This is a genomic window from Burkholderia sp. KBS0801 (assembly GCF_005937855.2).
In the GTDB taxonomy this organism is placed as follows: Bacteria; Pseudomonadota; Gammaproteobacteria; order Burkholderiales; family Burkholderiaceae; genus Burkholderia; species Burkholderia ambifaria.
This window is the reverse complement of record NZ_CP042179.1, coordinates 162,373-183,525: the sequence shown is the minus strand read 5'-3', so window position 1 is coordinate 183,525 and position 21,153 is coordinate 162,373. Positions and strand designations below refer to the sequence as shown.

General features: G+C 67.0%; 20 protein-coding genes. 7 read left to right on the top strand and 13 right to left on the bottom strand.

The window, feature by feature from the left end:
* Positions 1–565: 565 nt before the first annotated feature.
* Together FFI87_RS30305 and FFI87_RS30300 are read left to right on the top strand one after the other, a co-directional pair.
* Complete coding sequence (locus FFI87_RS30305; RefSeq protein ID WP_138850838.1) at positions 566–1,399, top strand: response regulator; 834 nt, start codon at positions 566–568, stop codon at positions 1,397–1,399.
* The gene (locus FFI87_RS30300) at positions 1,392–3,725 is read left to right on the top strand and encodes a sensor histidine kinase (protein ID WP_012372273.1); all 2,334 of its coding nucleotides are present in this window, start codon (positions 1,392–1,394) and stop codon (positions 3,723–3,725) included. Before FFI87_RS30305 ends, FFI87_RS30300 begins: the two co-directional genes overlap by 8 nt.
* Before the next feature lie 84 nt (positions 3,726–3,809).
* On the opposite strand, the gene yjfF is transcribed toward FFI87_RS30300, so the two are convergent.
* The 4 genes from yjfF to FFI87_RS30280 all read right to left on the bottom strand — a co-directional run bounded on the left by yjfF (position 3,810) and on the right by FFI87_RS30280 (position 8,475).
* Positions 3,810–4,898 carry a galactofuranose ABC transporter, permease protein YjfF gene (gene yjfF, locus FFI87_RS30295; protein WP_138850837.1) on the bottom strand — a complete coding sequence of 363 codons (1,089 nt, stop codon included), beginning with the start codon at positions 4,896–4,898 and terminating at the stop codon, positions 3,810–3,812.
* Positions 4,895–5,935: an ABC transporter permease gene (locus FFI87_RS30290; protein ID WP_012372271.1), complete on the bottom strand. Its 1,041-nt coding sequence runs from the start codon at positions 5,933–5,935 to the stop codon at positions 4,895–4,897. Before FFI87_RS30290 ends, yjfF begins: the two co-directional genes overlap by 4 nt.
* Complete coding sequence (locus tag FFI87_RS30285; protein ID WP_138850836.1) at positions 5,932–7,446, bottom strand: sugar ABC transporter ATP-binding protein; 1,515 nt, start codon at positions 7,444–7,446, stop codon at positions 5,932–5,934. Before FFI87_RS30285 ends, FFI87_RS30290 begins: the two co-directional genes overlap by 4 nt.
* Positions 7,447–7,512: 66 nt before the next feature.
* Complete coding sequence (locus FFI87_RS30280; RefSeq protein WP_138850835.1) at positions 7,513–8,475, bottom strand: ABC transporter substrate-binding protein; 963 nt, start codon at positions 8,473–8,475, stop codon at positions 7,513–7,515.
* A 492-nt stretch (positions 8,476–8,967) separates the two neighbouring features.
* On the opposite strand from FFI87_RS30280, the gene FFI87_RS30275 reads away from it, so the two are divergent.
* Positions 8,968–10,044: a DNA topoisomerase IB gene (locus tag FFI87_RS30275; RefSeq protein WP_012372268.1), complete on the top strand. Its 1,077-nt coding sequence runs from the start codon at positions 8,968–8,970 to the stop codon at positions 10,042–10,044.
* A 21-nt stretch (positions 10,045–10,065) separates the two neighbouring features.
* On the opposite strand, the gene FFI87_RS30270 is transcribed toward FFI87_RS30275, so the two are convergent.
* Together FFI87_RS30270 and FFI87_RS30265 are read right to left on the bottom strand one after the other, a co-directional pair.
* The gene (locus FFI87_RS30270; RefSeq protein ID WP_012372267.1) at positions 10,066–10,374 is read right to left on the bottom strand and encodes an H-NS histone family protein; all 309 of its coding nucleotides are present in this window, start codon (positions 10,372–10,374) and stop codon (positions 10,066–10,068) included.
* A 118-nt stretch (positions 10,375–10,492) separates the two neighbouring features.
* Positions 10,493–10,726 (bottom strand): flagellar transcriptional regulator FlhD, encoded by a 234-nt coding sequence (locus tag FFI87_RS30265; protein ID WP_012372266.1) that lies wholly within the window; start codon positions 10,724–10,726, stop codon positions 10,493–10,495.
* Between the two features lie 358 nt (positions 10,727–11,084).
* Between FFI87_RS30265 and galU the strand changes: the two genes are divergently transcribed.
* The 4 genes from galU (at position 11,085) to FFI87_RS30245 (ending at position 15,238) form a co-directional block, all read left to right on the top strand.
* Positions 11,085–11,969 (top strand): UTP--glucose-1-phosphate uridylyltransferase GalU, encoded by an 885-nt coding sequence (galU, locus tag FFI87_RS30260; protein WP_138850834.1) that lies wholly within the window; start codon positions 11,085–11,087, stop codon positions 11,967–11,969.
* On the top strand, positions 11,932–12,588 hold the full coding sequence (locus tag FFI87_RS30255) for a phosphatase PAP2 family protein (RefSeq protein ID WP_138850833.1): 657 nt from the start codon (positions 11,932–11,934) through the stop codon (positions 12,586–12,588). Before galU ends, FFI87_RS30255 begins: the two co-directional genes overlap by 38 nt.
* Positions 12,589–12,845: 257 nt before the next feature.
* Entirely contained in the window at positions 12,846–14,039 is a 1,194-nt protein-coding gene (locus tag FFI87_RS30250) for a hypothetical protein (protein ID WP_138850832.1), read from the top strand.
* A gap of 62 nt (positions 14,040–14,101) precedes the next feature.
* Entirely contained in the window at positions 14,102–15,238 is a 1,137-nt protein-coding gene (locus FFI87_RS30245; RefSeq protein WP_012372262.1) for a sialidase family protein, read from the top strand.
* A gap of 61 nt (positions 15,239–15,299) precedes the next feature.
* Here FFI87_RS30245 and FFI87_RS30240 read toward each other — a convergent pair whose 3' ends face one another.
* From FFI87_RS30240 to FFI87_RS30210, 7 genes are all read right to left on the bottom strand, one after another.
* Positions 15,300–16,235 carry an SIS domain-containing protein gene (locus FFI87_RS30240; RefSeq protein WP_105830885.1) on the bottom strand — a complete coding sequence of 312 codons (936 nt, stop codon included), beginning with the start codon at positions 16,233–16,235 and terminating at the stop codon, positions 15,300–15,302.
* Positions 16,213–17,016: a 3-deoxy-manno-octulosonate cytidylyltransferase gene (kdsB, locus tag FFI87_RS30235; RefSeq protein WP_138850831.1), complete on the bottom strand. Its 804-nt coding sequence runs from the start codon at positions 17,014–17,016 to the stop codon at positions 16,213–16,215. Before kdsB ends, FFI87_RS30240 begins: the two co-directional genes overlap by 23 nt.
* Positions 17,000–17,551 carry a KdsC family phosphatase gene (locus tag FFI87_RS30230; RefSeq protein ID WP_409995137.1) on the bottom strand — a complete coding sequence of 184 codons (552 nt, stop codon included), beginning with the start codon at positions 17,549–17,551 and terminating at the stop codon, positions 17,000–17,002. The genes kdsB and FFI87_RS30230 overlap by 17 nt, the downstream gene beginning before the upstream one ends.
* Before the next feature lie 5 nt (positions 17,552–17,556).
* Positions 17,557–18,402 (bottom strand): 3-deoxy-8-phosphooctulonate synthase, encoded by an 846-nt coding sequence (kdsA, locus tag FFI87_RS30225; RefSeq protein ID WP_138850830.1) that lies wholly within the window; start codon positions 18,400–18,402, stop codon positions 17,557–17,559.
* 93 nt (positions 18,403–18,495) lie between these two features.
* The gene (locus tag FFI87_RS30220) at positions 18,496–19,578 is read right to left on the bottom strand and encodes a glycosyltransferase (RefSeq protein WP_138850829.1); all 1,083 of its coding nucleotides are present in this window, start codon (positions 19,576–19,578) and stop codon (positions 18,496–18,498) included.
* 54 nt (positions 19,579–19,632) lie between these two features.
* Positions 19,633–20,625: a glycosyltransferase gene (locus tag FFI87_RS30215; RefSeq protein ID WP_138850828.1), complete on the bottom strand. Its 993-nt coding sequence runs from the start codon at positions 20,623–20,625 to the stop codon at positions 19,633–19,635.
* A complete protein-coding gene (locus FFI87_RS30210; RefSeq protein WP_012372255.1) occupies positions 20,622–21,152 on the bottom strand; it encodes a serine O-acetyltransferase in 531 nt (176 codons plus the stop codon). The genes FFI87_RS30215 and FFI87_RS30210 overlap by 4 nt, the downstream gene beginning before the upstream one ends.
* Position 21,153: the final 1 nt, after the last annotated feature.

The following is a 21,153-nucleotide window of genomic DNA, read 5'->3' as shown; positions in this document are numbered from 1 at the left end:
CACTCAAACATGCCGCCGCGACAAATGAAATTCGTGTGGAACGCCGTTCTGCCGAACAACCGATCCCGCCACTTCGGGCCTAGTGTGCCGGGACTCCGGTGCTCGAACCTTTTCCCGAGCGGACAAATTGTTTTCCCGGCCGGACGATATTTACATTCATACATTCCGGCATCCAGATCGACTTAAACGCGAAAGCATTTTTAACCGGCGATCCATAAAAACTTAATCAGGGAGACACGAAATTGATGACCGCGATCCGCGTCGAAACCGGCTACCTGCGCGATACATTTCAACTCGTTCCATCATTCGGGCCAATTCCATTTACGCCGATTCAAATCGGCAATAACGACCGGCATTTAATATCCGGCCCGGCACTTTTTCCCAGCCCGTTTTCGCGGTGCGGGCGCGCCGCCAGGAAGGTTGCGCGCACTGTCAAACATGCCCACACGCGGCGCACGGAAACCCCACCGCGGGCGCTATTGTCGTCATATAATTTTTTGCAACAATCGTGCGCATAGATGCATCGAGTCCGACCCCGGCCTACCTCCCCAACGCGTTCGCAACCATGTCATCCCGCTCGTCCAGTCCGGCGTCGCTGCGCGCCACGCCGGATCTCGTTGGCGCACACATTCTTGTCGTAGACGACCGACCGAACGACCTGCGGCTACTGACGGAGATCCTGCGTTCGGCGCGATGCCGGATCAGTGTCGCGTTCGACGGGCTGCAGGCCTATCACCGCGCGCAAGCCGTCGCGCCCGACCTGATCCTGATGGATGTCCGGATGCCGCGCATGGACGGCTTCGCCGCGTGCCGCCTGCTGGCATCGACGCCGTCGACGCAGAACATACCCGTCATCATCCTGACCGCCGCTGCCGATCTCGACGATCGCATCGCGGGGCTCGAAACCGGTGCGCTCGACTACATCGTGAAGCCGTTCGAACCGGTCGAGGTCATTGCGCGGATCCGCAATCATCTGAAGCGCGCGCGGCGCAGCCAGCCGTTCGCGCATCTCCCCGAGTTGCCCGACCATCCGGACGCCGCGCTGGTGCGCGCGGCGAGCGACGTGCTGCTGCGCGAATTGCGCAATCCGCCGACGCTCGAGGAACTCGCGCGGCAAGTCGGCACGCACGAAAAGCGGCTGTCGCGCGTGTTTCGCGATCATCTCGGCCAGACCGTGTTCGAATACCTGCGCGACACACGGCTGCGCGCCGCGAAGCACTTTCTCGCGGAGACGTCGATGGGGATCGGCGACATCGCCGAGGAAATCGGCTTCTCGACGCCGGGCAATTTCGCGACGGCGTTTCGCGAACGGTTCGGCATCACGCCGTCCGACTGGCGGCGCCAGCGTCCGGCGGTCGACGCACTGCCCGCGACGCATGATCAGCCGCGCGATGCCTAGGCGCCGCGCGTCGGGCTGGCACACCTTCCTGCTGCTCGCGGTGGCGCTGATCGCGTGCGCGACCCACCGCGCCGAAGCGACGGAAAACGCCGCACAACTGGACGCCGTGTCGATCGTCGAGGATCCGGGCGCGACGATGTCCGCCGATCAGGTCGCCGCGCGGCTCGCGGCTGCGCCAACCGGCACGTCCGCGTCCGCGGCGCGCCCGTCGTTCAATATCGAGTTTTCCCGCTCGGCATGGTGGGTCGCCGCGACGCTGGTCAATCACGACAGCGTCGAGCGCCCGCTGGTGCTGGCAATTCGCGACGCACGTCTCGACCACGCGGACTTTTATGTCGAGCGCAGCGGCGCATGGACACTCGCCGGACGCTTCCCGGCCGGCCTCCGCGACGCGGACCATCCCGCTTCCCGATATCCGACGCTCGACACGACGCTGCGCCCGGGTGAACGGATGCCCGTGCTGATCCGCATCACGTCGCGCAAGGAAATGCGGCTCGCGCCGTCCGTGTTCACGCCCACTGCATGGCACGCGTACGAACTGCGCGCCGCGATGTGGAACTTCGGCTTCTTCGGCGGCCTGCTCGCACTCGTCTGGTGCGCGCTGCTGATCGGATTCTTTTCACGCAGCGGCATGTTCGTCGTGCTGGCCGTGCTGGCGCTGAGCACGACGCTGTTCGAGGCGACGTACCGCGGCTATACCGTGATGTATCTGTGGCCCGGCGCGTACGAATGGTCGGCACGCGCCGAAATGGTCTTCGTCTATCTGTCGGTCGCCTGCTTCATCGCATTCATCCTGATGGTCGCGCACCGCGAGAAGGCCAGCATGCCGATGCGTGCCGTCTACATGGCGTTCTTCGGGCTCGAATGCATCGGCATGGCCGGCGCGGCATACGGTGACCTGCTCACCTTCACGTGGTTCTGCCTGCGGTTGAACACCGTGATGGCGGTCGTGAACATCGGCCTCGCGCTGACCTTCGCGATCCGGCGCACGCCGAGCGCCCGCGTGATGCTGATCGCCGTCGGGTTCGCGAGCTTCAACATGCTGGTGCGCGTGCTCGACGGACGCGATGCGATACCGGCGTGGCTCCTCTGGCTGAAATCCGACATCCATCCGAATCCCGTGGTCGCGATCATCGGGCTCGCCACGCACCTGCTGGTGCTGGCCGCGTGGATCCACCACGTCGGGCGGCAACGCACCGAGGCGCGCAAGCGGCTCGAGCAGTGGCAGCTCACCGAACAGGATCGCCTGCGCGACGAGGTCGCGAAACGCACGTTCGCGCTCAACGACGCGCTGCAGCAGGCGAGGACGCACATGCAGCAGAAGATCGAGACGCTCGGCTACGTGAGCCACGACCTGCGCGCGCCGCTATCGACGATCAACGGCTACGCGAAGCTGCTGCTGCAAAGCGCGACCCGCAGCCAGGCGCGGCTGATCCGCTCGATCGACCGCAGCATCCGCTACCAGCTCACGCTGATCGACGAGTTGCTGCAATACACGAAGTCCGAGCTGCAGCCGCTCGGCATTTCGCCGGACGCGACCGACCTGCCCGGCCTGCTGAACGACATCGGCGACTATGCGCTCGCGCTGTGCTCGCAGCAGGACAACCGGTTCGACTACCGGCCGCTGACGCCGCTGCCGCGCAAGCTGTCGATCGACGGCATCCGGCTGCAGCAGGTGCTGCTCAACCTGCTGTCGAATGCGTCGAAGTTCACGCGCGACGGCACGGTCACGCTGTCGGTCGGCGCGTATCCGCAGGGGGATGCGTGGCGCATCGTGTTCGAGGTCGCCGATACCGGGATCGGGATCGACATCGGCAAGACGAGCGATATCTTCCGCGCCTACCAGCAGGTTCAGGCGGTGAATGGCGGAACCGGGCTCGGGCTGTTCATCGCGCAGCGGATCGTCGGCGCGATGAACGGCGAGCTCTCCGTGACGAGCCAGCCGGGCGTCGGCACGTCGTTCACGTTCCAGATCGTCGCCCCGGCGATCGGGCATGCGCTGATCCCGGCGTCGGCGCTGATGCGGCCGCCCGAGCCGGTCGAACCCGACGAATCGCTGAGCGACGCGCATGCGATGCGCTGCCCGTCGCCGGATGCGCTCGACGAGCTGGCCGTGCTCGCCAGCGAAGGCCGCCTCACCGATATCGAGGAATGGCTCGGCCAGCATGCGCATGCGCCGCGCCATGCCGCGTTCGTGCAGGCGATGCGCGAGCGTCTCGACGCGCTCGATCTGCACGCGATCGAACGGCTCGCCGAGTCGCTGAAACGCATGGGCATCGTCGATGCGTCGTTCGATGCGGAGCCGGACATGGCAAGGTCGGCGTGATCGCCGCGTCGCTCATGAAGCAAGTAACAGCGGGCCGCGCACTCCCTCGCAGGTGCGCCGACGATCGCACCGACGCGACAGTCGTTACAACCGCCGCATCGTCGACACCAGCGCCGCATCGTCGCCCGCCGCCGCGGGCCTGACTTGCGCGGCCTCGCGCTTGCGGCGTTTCGGATCGAGCCCGGTGCCGCCGGTACGCCGCCGCGCCGCATGCCGCTCGATCACCCGCTGCAGCAGGCAGAACACACACAGCAGCGCGCCGATCACGATCCGCGTCCACCACGAACTCAGCGTGCCGTCGAACGTGATCAGCACCTGGATCGTGCCGAGGATGCCGACGCCGAACACCGACCCGATCACGTAGCCCACGCCGCCCGTGAGCAGCGTGCCGCCGATCACCGTCGCGGCGATCGCGTCGAGCTCCATCCCCTGCGCCTGCAGCCCGTAGCCGGACAGCACGTACAGCGTGAACACCACGCCGCCGAGCGCCGAACAGAAGCCGCTCAGCGCATACACGCCGACCTTGGCGCGCGCGACCGGCAGCCCCATCAGCAGCGCCGAGCGCTCGTTGCCGCCGATCGCATAGACGTTGCGGCCGAAGCGTGTGAAATGCGCGACGTAGATTGCCGCGGCCAGCGTCGCGAGCGCGATCAGCGCGCCCGCGCTCAGCGTGCCCCCGCCGATCGGCACGCTGATGCCCGCGAGCGCATGGAACGTCGGCTCGTTGATCGTGATCGACTGCGTCGTGATCAGGAAGCACGCGCCGCGCGCGAGAAACATCCCGGCCAGCGTGACGATGAACGGCTGCAGCCGGAAGTAATGGATCAGTGCGCCCATCGCCGCGCCGTACAGCGCGCCGAACACGAGCACGAGCGGCACGATCGCCCACACGGGCCAGTGCAGCCGCTCGGCGCCGACCGCGCAGAAGATCGTTGTCAACGCAACGACCGAGCCGACCGACAGGTCGATGCCGCCCGACACGATCACGAACGTCATCCCGATCGCGACGATCAGCAGGAACGCGTTGTCGACGAGCAGCCCGGTCAACACCTGCATCGAGAAGAAGCCGGTGTACATCACGGATCCGAAGCCGAACAGCGCGGCGAACAGCACGATCGTCACGACGATCGGCAGCGTGCGCGGATCGGCGAGGCGGGCGAGGAATCGGTTCATCGGGGCGTGGCTCCGGTGGTGGCGCGCGAACGCGCGGAAGGCAGCAGCCGCGACGCGTGCCGGAGCACCAGCGCGCGCGCCGCGTCCGACTGGATCAGCGTCACGACGATCACGACGATCGCCTTCACGACGAGCGTCGCCTCCGGCGGCACGCCGATCGAATAGGTCGTGTAGGTGAGCGTCTGGATGATCAGCGCGCCGAGCACCGAGCCGGCGAGGCTGAAACGGCCGCCGAGCAGCGACGTGCCGCCGAGCGTCACCGCGAGGATCGCGTCGAGCTCGAGCAGCAGCCCCGCGTTGTTGCCGTCGGCGCTGCGCACGTTCGAGCTGGCGAGGATGCCCGCGAGCGCCGACATCACGCCGGAACACAGATACACGCCGAACACGACCGCGCCGGCGCGCAGCCCCACGAGCCGCGTCGCGACCGGATTCACGCCGATCGCGCGGATGAACAGGCCGAGCGCGGTGCGGTTCACCAGCAGCGCGGTCGCCGCGATCGTCGCGATCGCGATCCACACCGAGCACGGCACGGCCGCGAGATAGCCGCCGCCGATCTCCAGATAGCCGGGCGCGCCGATCGGGATGATCTGCCCGCCGGTCAGCAACTGCGCGATGCCGCGTCCGGCGACCATCAGAATCAGCGTCGCGATGATCGGCTGCATCCCGACGAACGCGACGAGCACGCCGTTCCACGCACCGGCGAGCACGCCGACGCCGAGCGCGGCGGCCAGCGCCATACCGAGCCGAGACGGATCGCCGTCGAGCACGATCGCCGCGGCCGCGCCGGCGATCGCGACGATCGCGCCGACCGAGATGTCGATCCCGCGCGTCGCGATCACGAGCGTCATCCCGAGCGACACGATCACGAGCGGCGCCGCGCGGTTGAGGATGTCGATCGGCGCGCCGAACAGGTGGCCGTCGAGCAGCGAGACCGACAGGAAGCCCGGCCGATGCGCGACGTCGAGCGCCAGCAGCAGCGCGAGCGTCAACAGCGGCCATACGAGCGGATGGCGAAGCAACGTGCGTAGCCGCATCATGACCGGCCTCCCGCGATCAGTTGGTACACGTGTTCCTCCGATGCGTCGGCGCCGCTCAGTTCGGCGACCTTGCGCCGGTCGCGCAGCACCGCGATCCGGTGGCTCACGCGCACGACTTCGCTGATCTCCGACGAGATGAACAGGATGGCGAGCCCCTGCGCGCACAGCGCGAGCACGCGCTCCATGATGTCGAATTTCGCGGCGACGTCGATGCCGCGCGTCGGCTCGTCGAGAATCAGCAGCTTCGGTTCCGTCGCGAGCCAGCGCGCGAGCAGCACCTTCTGCTGGTTGCCGCCCGACAGCAGCCCGATCGGCTGCTCCGCGTCGCGCGCCTTGATGCCGAGCCGCGCGATGTAGGTATCGGCGAGCTCGCGCTGGCGCGCGCGGCTGATCAGCCGCCACCAGCCGCGCCGCGCCTGCAGCGCGAGCACGATGTTCTCGCGGATCGACAGCGCGGCGACGATCCCCTCCTTCTTGCGATCCTCCGGGCAATACGCGATCCCGTTGCGCACCGCGTCGTGCGGCGACGCGAGCCGCTTGCGCGCGCCGTCGATCTCGATCGCGCCGGTGTCGGTGCGCTCCGCGGCAAATGCCAGCCGCGCGGTTTCCGTGCGCCCCGAGCCGAGCAGTCCGGCCAGCCCGACGATTTCGCCGGGCCGCACGTCGAGATCGAGCGGGCTCATCATCCCGCGCCGGCCGACCTGCTGCATCGACAGGAACGGCGCGGCGGCGCCGGCATCGCGCTGCACGGCCGCCGCTCCCGCCTGCAGCGTGCCGGACATCGGCGCGCGGCCGGTCATCTTCGCGACCAGGCTGTCCACCGGCAGGTCGCGCGCGAGATACTCGCCTTCACGCTCGCCGTTGCGCATTACCGTGATCCGGTCGGACACCGCATAGGTCTGTTCGAGAAAATGCGTGACGAACAGGATCGCGATGCCCGACGCCTTCAGCCGGCGCAGTACGTCGAAGAGCCGCGCGACCTCGCCGTCGTCGAGGCTCGACGTCGGCTCGTCGAGAATCAGCACGCGCGCGTCCACCGACACGGCCCGCGCGATCGCGACCATCTGCTGCACCGCGATCGGATACGCGTCGAGCGAGCGCGTGACGTCGAGCGACAGGTCGAGCTCGGCGAGCGCCGCGCGCGCCCGCGCATGGATCGTCTTCCAGTCGATCGCGCCGCGCCGCATCGGCTGCCGGCCCGCGAAGATGTTCTCGGCGACCGACAGGTTCGCGCACAGGTTCACTTCCTGGTACAGCGTCTGGATGCCGGCCGCCTCGGCCTCGCGCGGCGCGGCGAAGCGCACCGGGGCGCCGCCGACGTGAATCTCGCCCGCGTCGTGCGCATGCACGCCGGTCAGCACGTTGATCAGCGTCGACTTGCCCGCGCCGTTCTGGCCCATCAGCGCATGGATCTCGCCCGGAAACAGCCGGAAATTCACGCGCTGCAGCGCGTGGACACCGGGAAACGCCTTGTCGATGCCGATCATCTCGACCACCGGCGGATTCGTCATGAAACGCCCTCGCTTCGAAGCGGTTGCCGAACGGCGGCAGCGTGCGCCGCCGCCCTCGTCCGGGAGTCAGTACTTGCGGGTCGGCAGCACCTGCGCCGCGACGTTCATCGGGAACACCGTCTCGTTCGTGACGATGCGCTTCGGCAGCTGCTTGCCGGCGACCACGTCCTTCACCGCCGTCATCAGCTGCGGGCCGAGCAGCGGGCTGCATTCGACGTCGACGTTGATCTTGCCCGCGACCATCGCCTGGAAGCCGCCCTTGGTCGCATCGAACGACACCACGCTCACGTCCTTGCCGGGCTTGATGCCTGCTTCTTCCATCGCCTGGATCGCGCCGAGCGCCATGTCGTCGTTGTGCGCGTAGACGACGTTGATCTGCTTGCCGTAGGTCTTCGCGAACGCTTCCATCACCTGCTTGCCGCCGGCGAGCGTGAAGTCGCCGCTTTGCGACGCGATCACCTTGAACTTCGGATTGCTCTTGATCACTTCCAGCAGGCCCGCGCGGCGATCGTTGGCCGGCGCGGAGCCGACCGTGCCCTGCAACTCGACGATGTTGATCGGGCCCGCGTCGTTCTTGTAGCGCTCTTCCATCCAGTGGCCGGCGCGCCGCCCTTCCTCGAGGAAGTCGGAGCCGATCATCGTCACGTACAGCGACGGATCCTTCACGTCGACGCCGCGATCGGTCAGGATCACCGGGATATGCGCGGCCTTCGCTTCGGTCAGCACCGGCTCCCAGCCCGACTCGACGACCGGCGAGAACGCGATCACGTCGACCTTCTGCGCGATGAACGAGCGGATCGCGCGGATCTGGTTCTCCTGCTTCTGCTGCGCGTCCGAGAATTTCAGGTTGATGCCGGCGTCCTTCGCCGCGCTCTTCACCGACACGGTGTTCGCCGTGCGCCATGCGCTCTCCGCGCCGACCTGCGAGAACCCGAGCGTGATAGGTTTTTGCTGCGCGTGCGCGCCGGTGGCCAGCACCGTCGCCGCGACGACGATTGCGCCGGCCGCCAGCTTCCTGATGAATGTCATGGTCCGTCTCCGATGGTGTCGTTGTATGCCGCTGCGCCGGCCTTGCGCGGTGCTGTGCTGTTCTGATTCTGCGTGGCGCGGATGCGGTGCGGGCTGCCCGGCCTGCGCTTGCGCGCCAACCCGGTATGCATGCCCCGGATCAGTCTAGGAACAAGTCCGATAACCTTCCAATGAAATCTTGGATTGAAGCGATATCCGTATCGGCATACGTATAAACACCTAAGCGGGTGGTGTGCCGCTAGCGGGGGTGGGCGGGAATGGCGTCAGCCCGCGTGTGGGCGGTCGCGGCAGCGGCCATCGGGCAGGCAGCGCGGGATGCGCGAAGGCGGCTCGCCGGCAAATCCGCCGACGGCGCACGAATCTTGCTGCCGCGCTGGCAGGCCCGCGCGCGCATCGCGGCGGCCCGCCTGCAACAAGGAGAACAACAATGCCCGCCATGCATGAACGCAGCACGCTGCGCGTGGATGTTCCGGTCGATTGCCGCATCGCAGCATGAAGAAGCCCACGCCCCGCGGTGCCGCCGAAGCCCTTGCAGCCGCCGTCGCGAGTTCGACCGTGCGGCTGCGCCACGTCGACGACCGCCGCCCCGGCTACACGCGGCGGCGGCTGCGCAACGGTTTCGCGTACTACACGAAGGACGGTGAACGGATCCGCGACGCCGACGAAATCTCCCGCATCAACGCGCTCGCGATTCCGCCCGCGTACACCGACGTGTGGATCTGCACGGACCCCAACGGTCATTTGCAGGCGACCGGCCGCGATGCGCGCGGACGCAAGCAATACCGCTATCACCCGCTGTGGCGCGAGACGCGCGACGCGAACAAGTACGCGCGGATGGCGGCCTTCGCCCGCGCGCTGCCGCGCATCCGTGCGCGTGTCGACCGCGATCTCGCGCTACCGGGGATGCCGCGCGACAAGATCGTCGCGACGATCGTGCGACTGCTCGACACGACGCTCGCGCGGATCGGCAACGCCGAATATGCGCGCGAGAACGCGTCGTACGGGCTGACGACGCTGCGCAAGCGCCACGTGACGATCCGGCCGGGACAGGTGCGCCTGCGCTTCACGGGCAAGAGCGGCATCGAGCACGACGTGACCGTCGAGGATCCGCGCATCGGCCGCATCGTGCGGCGCTGCGCGGAACTGCCGGGGCACGAGTTGTTCCAGTATCTGGACGACGACGGCGTGCGCCATTCCGTCGGCTCGTCCGACGTGAACGACTATCTGCGCGACGCCGCGGGAGCGGAGTTCACCGCGAAGGATTACCGGACGTGGGCGGGCAGCGTGCAGGCGCTTGCGCTGTTGAGGCGCATCCCGCATCAGGGCGTCACGCATGCGCGCAAGCAGATCGTCGAGACGGTGCGGACCGTCGCCGACACATTACGCAACACGCCGGCCGTGTGCCGGCGCTGCTACATCCACCCGGTGGTGCTCGATACGTTCGAGGCCGGGTTGCTCGCGACGCTGGAGGTGCGCCGCACGCCGAGGGGGCTGCGTGCGGATGAGGCGGCGTTCGCGGCGTTGCTCGAGCAGGCGGCGCGCCGCGATCGACGACGTACGAGTCGATAAGTACGCCGTTACCCGCTCACATCAACCGGCATTGCGCTCGATCAGGAACCGCTCGCGACGGCCGCCTTTGATCCAGCGCGGCTCGCGACCGCGTCCGCTCCACGTCGCACCGGTCTTCGGATCACGATACCTGGGCGCTGATCCGCTCGGGCGCGGCGTCGCTTTTGCGGTGCCGCCATGGCGGCCGAAGATCTGTCCGGCGGTCAGGCCGTATTCGGCGACTCGGCTGCGAATCTCGTCGATGACGGCGTCGAGTTCGGCGAGCCGCGCTTCCTCGACGCGCCTCATCAATTCATCGGCTTGCGCCTTCAATTCGCGATAACCGGACATGCGATTCCTCCATCTTGATATGACGTTATAAAAGACCGAATGAGCGCGGGATTGCCGCGAGGCAATCCGCTTGAAGGCCGTGAGACGAACGCCCATTCGGGAAAACCGTGAAGATGGATCACGCGCGGCCCGGCGCGTTTTCGGGGCGGAATTCACACACCAGTTCGCCGCCAGCCGCGAGTTCATCGATCTGATCCAGCGTCAACGCATCGATCGATGCGGCAATTTCATCCGAAATGCCCAATTGCCGCTTGCCCTGCTCGTAGTCGATACGCAGCATGCGCTGCGCCAGCACGAGATACGCGCGATTGAATTCCGCGATTGCATCAAAGATATCGCCCTGTTCCGTCATGACCGCTCCCGAGCCGACGGCGGTTGGTGCGTGCCGCGCGTGCGGCGCCGTGACCGGCCGTCCAGTAATAGATGCCTGAATCTATGTCATGCGATCGGCGTCATGCCGACAATTCCTAGATGGCATCCGACATTCTTGAAATCGGCGCGTGCAATTCGCCAGTCACAATTCGTCGCTGTCGGATTCAGCCTAGATTCGGTCACCTTCCGAAACGGGAACGCCCATACGATTTTCGGACGACGCGCGAATTCACTTGCGCGAACGATACGGCACCGGCGAACGAGGATTGCAGGTACGCGTCGCCACCTTCCCTCGGCATCGTTGATGCCAGATCCTGAACGGATGGAATCTCACAACCATGTTGAAAGTGACGAAAGCCGTATTTCCGGTTGCCGGTCTCGGCACACGATTTCTGCCCGCGACCAAAGCCAGCCCGAAAGAAATGCTGCCGGTCGTGGACAAGCCGCTGATTCAATATGCGGTCGAGGAGGCGATCGACGCCGGCATCACCGAAATGATTTTCGTGACCGGCCGCAGCAAGCGCGCGATCGAGGATCACTTCGACAAGTCCTACGAGATCGAAGCGGAGCTCGAAGCACGCGGCAAGGAGAAGCTGCTGTCGCTGGTTCGCAGCATCAAGCCGAGCCATGTCGACTGCTTCTACGTACGCCAGGCCGAAGCACTGGGGCTCGGCCATGCCGTGCTGTGCGCGGAGAAGCTGGTCGGTAACCAGCCGTTCGCGGTGATCCTCGCCGACGACCTGCTCGACGGTCCGACGCCCGTGTTGCGCCAGATGATCGACGTGTTCGATCACTATCACGCGTCGGTGATCGGCGTGGAGGAAATCGCGCCCGAGGCATCGAAGTCGTACGGTGTGATCGCCGGCAAGCGCTGGGAGGACAATTTGTTCAAGTTGTCGGGAATCGTCGAGAAGCCGGAGCCGGCGAAGGCGCCGTCGAATTTCGGCGTGGTGGGCCGTTACGTGCTGAAGCCGAAGGTGTTCGAGCATCTGCGCGCGCTGCGGCCCGGCGCCGGCGGCGAGTTGCAGTTGACGGACGCGATCCAGTCGCTGCTCGCTGACGAGCAGGTGCTCGCCCATCGCTACGAAGGCACGCGCTTCGATTGCGGCAGCAAGCTCGGGTATTTGAAGGCGACGGTCGAGTTCGCGCTGCGGCATCCGGAAGTGGCCGCGGATTTCGAAAGCTATCTCGCCACGCGCATGTCCGCGCTGCTGGTCGCCTGACCGGGCGGCCGTCACGAACCCGGTCATGTGGACTGCCGTCAGCGATCTCGGCGACGCGGCGCTGACGTTGCCGCTGGCCGTCATGTGCATCGTCTGGCTCACGCTCTCGACGGCCGGGCGGCATCTCGCGACGTCATGGGCGCTGATGCTCGCGGCCGGCATGGCGCTCGTCGGCGCCACCAAGATGCTGTATGCCGGCTGCGGGATCCAGATCCGTGCGATCGATTTCCGCGTGATCAGCGGGCACACGATGCTCGCGTCGGCGGTCTGGCCGATGGCATGCGTGCTTGCGCTGGGCTGCGGCGTCCAGTTGCGGGCGCGCACGTCGCTGCTGCTCGGGCTCGGGCTCGCGCTCGGCGCGCTGATCGGCATCGCACGCGTGTTCGACGACGCGCACACGCCGTCGGAAGTCATCATCGGCTGGCTCGTCGGCTCGGCGGTCGCGCTGGCGTTCGTGTGGCGGCATGGCGCGCCGCGCGTCGACGCGCGGTATCGTGCGCTCGTCGCCGGCTCGCTGCTGGCCGTGTCGGCAGTGGCGTATGGCCGTCATGCGCCGATTCAGGGGGCGATCGAGATGTATTCGCCGTTTTTGTGCGGGCGGTTCGCGCTGCAGCCGTGACTGCGCCGACCCCGTCGAAAAAAGACAGAATCCCGCGCCAATCGGACAACCCTGCTCGCCCGGCCGCCCAACCCTCTATGCTTGATCGCCGGAATCGCGGCCGTCCCGCATGACGGCCGCGTGTTCCGCGTGCGAACCGCCGCGCAAGCCGGCCCTGCCCGACAGGCGGCTTGCCCAGCGTGCCGCACGGCATCTCGCCGCGCGACGCCGGAACGGCCCGCACGCGGCGAATCCGGAATCTCCGATCGGGCGCACGCATGTCGACCTTGCTCTTTTCAGCCAGCGTACTGTTCTTCTCGCTCAACGCGTTCAGCGTGCGTGCGACCTTCGCCGCGTACTTCCTGCTGTGCGCGCTCGCCTTTCTGCGCGCGCCGACGCTGATGAACCGGCAGCGGCACCTGTTCCCGGTGTGCACGTACTGGCTGATCAGCACCTGCCTCGCGTTCATCCTTTCCGCGTTCGGTGATTTCTACGTAAACTTCTTCATCAAGTTCGTGCTGATCCAGACGTATATCGCGCTGTGCTACTGGATGTTTGCCGGCGGCGTGCTCACACGCGAATCGCTCGACACTGCGTGCAAGACGCTCATCTACGTCCACGCCGCGTTCTTCACGTTCCAGCTCGTCTATTACCTCGGGACCGGCACCTTCGTCGACTTCGACAGCTACGTGCGCGAAGCCGACTCCGAAGCGCTGTACGCGACCAAGGCGCTGTCCGACAGCCTGATCTCGATCCGCGCGCTGGGCCTGTATTCCGAGCCGTCGTTCTATGCGATGACGGTTGTCCCGAGCGCCGTGGCCCTGCTGCTGTCTCAGCGGCGCATCACGCTCGCGCCCGTCGTCGGGTTCGCCACCGCGCTGCTCAGTTTCTCGGTCGCGTCGATGGCGGTGTGCGCGGCTCTGTGCGGGCTGCACGTGCTCACCGGGCGCGGGCGGCTGCGGACCCGGATCGGCGTCATCGTCGTCGCGCTCGCCTGCCTGCCGTGGCTCTACGGCGTGTACGACCAGCGCGTGAACCAGTCGGTCGACTACGATGCGGTCGGCAGCCGCACGCTCGTGCTGACGGAATTATCCGAACGCGACGTCGTCGCCGGCGTGTTCGGTGGCGGGCTGTTCTGGGATGAGCGCAACAACGTCGGGAAAACGCACCTGCGCGGCTATCAGGTGCGGGACAGCTCGTTCTACATCTATCTCGTGTTCGCCGCGGGCGTGGCCGGTTTCGTCGTGTTTTTCGGTACGCTCGCCATGCTGTTCCGCCGCAAGGGCCGGCGCAAGTATCTGCTCTATCTGCTGCCGATCCTGCTGTTCAAGTATCACGTGCTCTATGGCATGCTCTGGCTCACCATCCTGCTGTTCGTCGTGCTGGCCGACCAGGACGCGCCGTACCGGCGCACGGTCGCTCGTCCCCTCCCCAACACGGCCGGCGGCAAGCCGCTCGCACACCTGACATGACATCACACCGACATGCGCCGACGTTACGCGCGCTGAAACGGTCGCTCATCGCAGCGCTATGCATGGCCTGCGCGCCGATGGCCGCCCACGCGGAAGCCGTCCCCGCGCCGCCCGGCGCAGTGATTGCGCACAGCCCGGCCGCCACGCGCGTGTACCTCGGCTCGCCGTCGCTCGCCGTGCTGCCGAACGGCGACTACGTCGCGAGCTTCGACACGTTCGGCGCCGCGTCGGCGCAGAACCGGGTGTTCGTGTTCACATCGCACGACAAGGGCGCGACATGGTCCAGGCTCGGCGACGTGCCCGATCAGTACTGGTCGTCGCTGTTCGTGCTGAACGGCGCGCTGTACCTGATGGGCACCAACCGCTCGATGGGCACGCCGTCGATTCGCCGGTCCGACGACGGCGGCGCGTCGTGGACCACGCCGGTCGATGCGGCCACCGGGCAGTTGCCCTATCCGGGGCGCTTCATCACCGGGCCGGTGCCAGTCCTCGTCGATCGCGGACGCGTGTGGCGCGCATATGAAAGCGTCGAGGGTGACGACCTGCGCGCGCTGGTGATGTCCGCGCCCGTCGATCGCGACCTGCTCGACGCACGCAACTGGCGCGTGTCCACGCCTCTGCCGTCGGACAAACGCTGGCTCGAAGGCAATTTCCAGTCCTGGGAAGAAGGCAACGTGGTCGCCAAACCAGGCGCAGCGCCCGCCGTCATGCTGCGCGTGAACACCGCGAACGGCCCCGAGAAAGCGGCGCTGGTGACGACGAGCGACGACGGCCGCACGCTGTCGTTCGACCCGGCGCGCGACTTCGTCGACCTGCCTGGCGCCGGCAAGAAGTTCACGATTCGCTTCGACCCGCAGTCGAATCAATACTGGACGATCACCAACGCGGTGCCGAAAGGCATCGGACGGATGAACCTCGAGCGCGTGCGCAATACGCTGGTGCTGCTGTCATCGCCCGATCTGCGGCAGTGGGCCGCACGGCGCGTCCTGCTGCAACACGCCGACACGAAACGGCACGGCTTCCAGTACGTCGACTGGCAATTCGACGGCAGCGACCTCGTCGCGGTGCTGCGCGTCGCGTTCGATGACCCGGAAGGCGGGGCGGCAAACCAGCACGACTCGAATTTCATCACATTCCTGCGCGTGCGCCGGTTTCGCCAGGACGCCTCGTCCAGTGCACTGACACAAAGCCTGCAATAGCGCGCGCCGGTATCGGCCGCGCCTCACGCGCGTCGAGCGGCGCGGCGGGAGAGCGGACACCTTACTTCTTGAACACGCCGACGACGTCACCGCCGTCGACCACCAGCAACGCGCCGATCCGCTGCTGCTGCATCAGCAGCAACGCATCCTCGACCCGGGTGCCGGGCCGCACCGTCGACGGCTCGATCGACATCATGTCGGCCGCCGTGCGCCGCAATACGCCGTCGCCATGCCGCTCGATCGCGCGGCGGATGTCGCCGTCGGTCACGATGCCCCAGCCGGCGTGGCGCTTCACGATCGCGAGCCCGAGCCGCCCGCGCGTCATCGCGTCGAGCACGTCGAGCGTCGACGTGTCCTCCGTCACGAACGGCAGGTTCCGGCGCGCCATTTCGTCGTCTACCGTGGACAGCAGCCGGCGGCCGAGCGAGCCGCCCGGATGGAAGCGCGCGAAGTGTTCCGGCTGGAAGCCGCGCGCCCGCATCAGTGTGACCGCCAGCGCATCGCCCATCGCGAGCGTCGCCGTCGTCGACGCGGTCGGCGCGAGTTGCAGCGGGCACGCCTCGCGTTCGACGCCGATGTCGAGATGAACCCGCGCGGCGTGCGCGAGCGTCGATGCAGGATTGCCGGTCAGCGCGATCAGGTCGTTGCCGTTGCTGCGCAGGAACGGAATCAACTTGATCACCTCGTCCGTTTCTCCGGAATTCGAAATCGCGAGAAACGCGTCGTCCGGCGTCACCATGCCGAGATCGCCGTGATAGGCCTCGCCCGGATGCATGAAGAAGGCGGGCGTGCCCGTGCTCGACAAAGTCGCGGCGATCTTCCTGCCGACGATGCCGGACTTGCCCATGCCGCACACGACGACGCGGCCGTTCGACGCGAGGACGATCTCCACCGCTTCCTCGAAATTCGCGTCGAGCCGTGCGGCCACGCCGGCCAATGCCCGCGACTCGATCTCGAAGACCTGCCGGGCGGATTCAATATGGTTCTGTCGCATCATGGGTTTGTCGTTTGAGAAGGGAGACGACACGGGCGACGTCGTCCGGCGTATCGATGCCGGCAGGCGGCGCATCGGGCCAGCGCATCACGTCGATCGGCATGCCGAGCCAGAGCGCGCGCAACTGCTCGAGCTTCTCCAGCTGCTCGAGTTCGCACGGCGCCGCGCGTGCCAGCGCCTGCAAGGTCGCGTTCGCGTAGCCGTAGAGACCGATGTGCCGCAGGAACAGGCCGTTCGAACCGGCTGAGTCCGCCGGTCGTCCGTCGCGGCAGAACGGAATCGCCGCGCGCGAGAAGTACAGCGCACGTCCACGGTGATCGACGACGACCTTGACGATGGCCGGCTCGTCAAGCAGCGCGACTTCGCCGATCGGACAGGCGACCGTCGCTACACCGAGGTCCGGCGTCGCGCCGCAAAAGCCGGCGAATGCCTGCAGCAGCGCCGTCGGCACGAGCGGTTCGTCGCCCTGCACGTTGAGCACCGCGTCGGTGTCTGGCCAGCCGGACACGCGCGCGACTTCCGCCGCGCGATCGGTGCCGGACGCATGACCGGTATCGGTCATCGCGAAGCGGATCCCGCGCGCATCGAGCACCTCGGCAATGCGCGCATCGTCGATCGCGACGACGATGTCGGCCTCCGGCAGCGCGCGGCGCACGCGCGCATGCACGCGGACGATCATCGGCTCGCCCTCCAGATCGACGAGCGGCTTGCCCGGCAGTCGGGTCGATCCGTACCGGGCCGGAATCACGACGTGCACCGTCCGCCCGTCATTGAACGACGTCATGACCGCTCCATCGTTCGAGCAACGGCCGGTATGCGTCGTCGAGCGACAGCCCGGCCTCGGTCAGCAGATGCTCGGCCACCTCGCGGGCTACGCCGCGGCCGCCGGCCGTGCGCGCGACATGGTCGACGCGCGCGCGGACGAGCCGATGCGCATCGGCCGGCGCATACGACACGCCGACGCGTTCGATGACGGCCAAATCGTTCACGTCGTCGCCGACATACGCGATCTCGTGATCGTCGACCTGTTGTCGCGCCTTGATGTTCGCATAGCCGGCGCCCTTGTCGTCGCAGCCGGTCACGAGCACGTCGATGCCGAGCTGCTTCGCCCGCCACGCGAGCGCGCCACTGTGCTTGCCCGACAGGATGCCGGCGCGGATGCCATGCGCGCGCAGCAGCGCGACCGCGACGCCATCGTGCGCGTGAAAGCTTTTCATGAACTCGCCGTCCGCCGTCACATGCAGCAAGCCGTCGGTCAGCACGCCGTCGACGTCGAACAGCACCAGCCGCACGGGCCCGCGATACATCGCGCCGCTCACCGCGCTCACCGGATATCGAGCGGATCGAGCCGCTTGACCAGGTCGTCCACCGCCTTCACCTGCTGCAGGAACGGGTCGAGCAGCGCGAGCGGCAACGCGCTCGGGCCATCGCAGCGCGCGCGGTCGGGATCCGGGTGCGCTTCGAGGAACAGCCCGGCCAGCCCGACCGCCATGCCGGCGCGCGCGAGATCGAGCACCTGGCGCCGCCGGCCGCCGGACGCGGCGCCGTGCGGATCGCGCATCTGCAGGCTGTGCGTGACGTCGAAGATCACCGGGCAGTCGCCCGTCGCGTCGCGCATCTGGCCAAAGCCCAGCATGTCGACGACGAGATTGTCATAACCGAACGACGAGCCGCGCTCGCACAGGATCACCTTGTCGTTGCCGGCCTCGCGGCACTTCGACACGACGTGCTCGATCTGCGTCGGACTCATGAACTGCGGCTTCTTGATGTTGACCGCGTTGCCGGTCTGCGCGATCGCGACCACGAGATCCGTCTGGCGCGCCAGGAACGCCGGCACCTGCAGCACGTCGACGACCTTCGAGACCGGTTCGGCCTGCCACACTTCATGCACGTCGGTGATCACGGGCATGCCGAACCGGCGTTTGACCTCGTCGAAGATCCGAAGCCCTTCGTCGAATCCCACGCCGCGATACGAGTGGATCGACGAACGATTGGCCTTGTCGAACGAGGCCTTGAACACCAGCGGTATGCCGAGACGGCGCGTGACCTCGACGAACGTATTGCAAACGTCGAGCGTGAAGTCGAGACTCTCGAGCACGTTGAGGCCGCCGAACAGGACGAACGGCAAGTCGTTGCCGACGGTGACGTCCGGCGTGATGGTTACATTCATACAGTTCTCCTCCAAATTGGGGCCGGGGGTGCGTAATCCGCGCGCGGCAGATGCCGCGCGATCGCGCCGGTCGGTCGCAGCCGGATGCTGTCGTCAGCGGGCTACCGATGCAGCATAGAGCGGCGCGAGCTCTCCGAACAAGCGCTCCTCGCCGAAGCGCTGCCGCGCCTCGCGGCTCGCCCGCTGCGCCAGTTCCCGGCGCAGTGCGTCGTCGCCGGCAAGGCGCTCGAGCCACGCGATCGCGTCGGACGCCGTCGTATAGATCAGGCCGGTCTGCAGATGGCGAACGACGTCCACGTTGCCGGCGCAGTCGGACACGATCACGGGCCGGCGGGCCAGCATCGCCTCGATGACCGACACCGGCATGCCTTCCCACGACGACGTCGACAGGTACACGTCCGCGCGCTCAAGCTGCCGCGCGACCTCGTCGCGCGGCAGCCATCCGGTGACTTCGACGCCGGCCTCGGCCAGCCGCGCCTTTTCTGCGGCGTCGCCGTCGCCGATCCACACGAAGCGGGTGCCGCGCGCGCGCATGCCATGCGCGATCCGCGCGAACAGCTCGGGGTTCTTTTGCGCGCGGATACCACCGACGGTCACCACGCATGGTGGGCCGTCCGCCGGTCGCTCGGCGTCGCCCGAACGCTGGGGCGACCGGGTGTCGCTCACCGCATTCTCGACCACCACCACCGGCTGGCGAAGCCATGCGCGAATCGCGTGGCCTTCGCTTTCCGAGCATGCGACGTAAAGGCATTTCCGGACGCACGCGATCCACTCGAGGCCGACGAACGCCATGCGCTTCACACCCGAGATATCGCGACGCATGAACGAAATGCAGTGCGGGCTATAGAAGAATGCCGCCTTCGGCAACGCGAATAGTGTCGACAACCGCCCGAGAAAGCCGGCGAACGACGAATGCAGATGCACGACGTCCGGGCCAATTTCATTGAGCGTCGCGCGCAACCGGCCCGCTATTCGCAACAGGCCCGCGCCTTTCATCTGGACGTGGCGCAGCGATACGCGCGTGTCGAACATCGCGGAAAGACCGGGCGGTGTATCCGGCCGCACCGAGTAGATGACATGGACGTCGTGGCCTTCGCGCGCCAGGCGGTTCGCGATCAGGCACACCATCGACAATGTGCCCGTCGCGCTGGATTCAACTATGTGGATGATCTTCATCGGGATCCGTTCCAGGAGGAATGAGCCGTCGCGCACCGACGGCGAATGACGTCGTCAGACACGGGGCCCGCGCCCCGCGACCGCATCGATATACGCGAGCACGCCCGAGCGCTCGATCACGCGCCCCCATTCGAGGGACTTCATCGCTGCCGGGTCGGGACGCGTCGCGCGAATCCGCGACAGCGGAAACAGTTCGTCGAAAATCGTCGCACCGGTGACGTGGCACTGGATGCCGAGTTCGTGCGCGGTGCGCACGTTCGACGGCGCGTCGTTGCACACGATCTTCTTGCCGAGCGACGCGTATTCGAGCAGCTTCGTGGGCGTCTGGAAGCAATGCGGCCGGTGATACGGGAAGAAGCACACCGCGTATTCGCTGTCGCGGACGATCCGCAGCGCTTCGGGCTGCGGCACGCGGCCGACGAAGCGGATGCCCGGCGTATCGACGAACGCCGCGCGAATCCCGGGCTCCGGGTTGCCGACGAGCACGAGCGTGTCCGTTTCGTCGCGCCGCGCGTCGCGGTAGGCGGCCAGCACCTTGTGAAAGCCGCGTTCGCGGCTCATCTCGCCGATATAGCAGAATCGTGCGGACGGCGTCTGCGCGGCACCGGCGTGCGCGCCGGCATGGACGCCGCTGCGCGCGGCGCCATCGGCGTTCGCGTCGGCCGCCTCGAAGATCCAGTCCGGCACGCCCATCGGCAGCAGCAACGCGCGCACGCCATCGCGGAACGCCATCGCGTCGCGCATCCGCTCGTTCTGGAAGATCCGCAAATCGGGCCGGACGTTCAGCACGCGCTTCACGCGGTCCTTCACGGCCGCGAGCCGGCCGACCGACAGCGACCGATAGTCGTGAATCACGAACCGCGCGGGCGGCAGTGCGCGATAGAAACCCATGATGCACCACAGGATGCAGAAATCCCGATCGGGAAACCGCGCATACGCATCGAGATCGCCGTCGAACACCTCGAACCCGTGCGTTCTCAGCCGGCGGCCGTAGGCGGCGATCTCGGGATAGTTCGCCTTGCCGGGATGCAGAATGAACACTTTCATGTCGGCTCCTGTCCGTTGTCGAGAATGCGCGCCGGAATGCCGACGGCCACGCGGCCGTCGGGCACGTCGCGCAGCACCACCGCCCCGGCGCCGATGCGTGCGCGGTCGCCGATGCGAACCGCGCCGAGCACCACGCTGTGCACGCCGAACTCGACGTGGTCGCCGATCGTCGGCACGCCGCCGATCGTGCCGTCCTTCCGGATGGTGTTGCCGATGGTTACGCCGTGCCGCAGCGTGCAGTAATCGCCGATCTCCGCGTAGCCGTTGATCACGAGGCCCGTGCCGTGATAAATCGCGAGCCCCTTGCCGATCTTCGTCTTCACCGGAATCTCGATGCCCATCAGCCAGTCGCACAGCACGATGTAGAGCACGATGAGCGGCGCGCCAGCCAGCAGCGTGAACCGGCTCCGGCAGGCGAGGTAATGCACGACGCGATAGAAGATCACCACACCGCGCGTCTTCACGAACGCATTGCGGCGGCAGTCTTCGGCGATCGCCTCGGCGGTTTGTCGCAACGTGACGGCCATG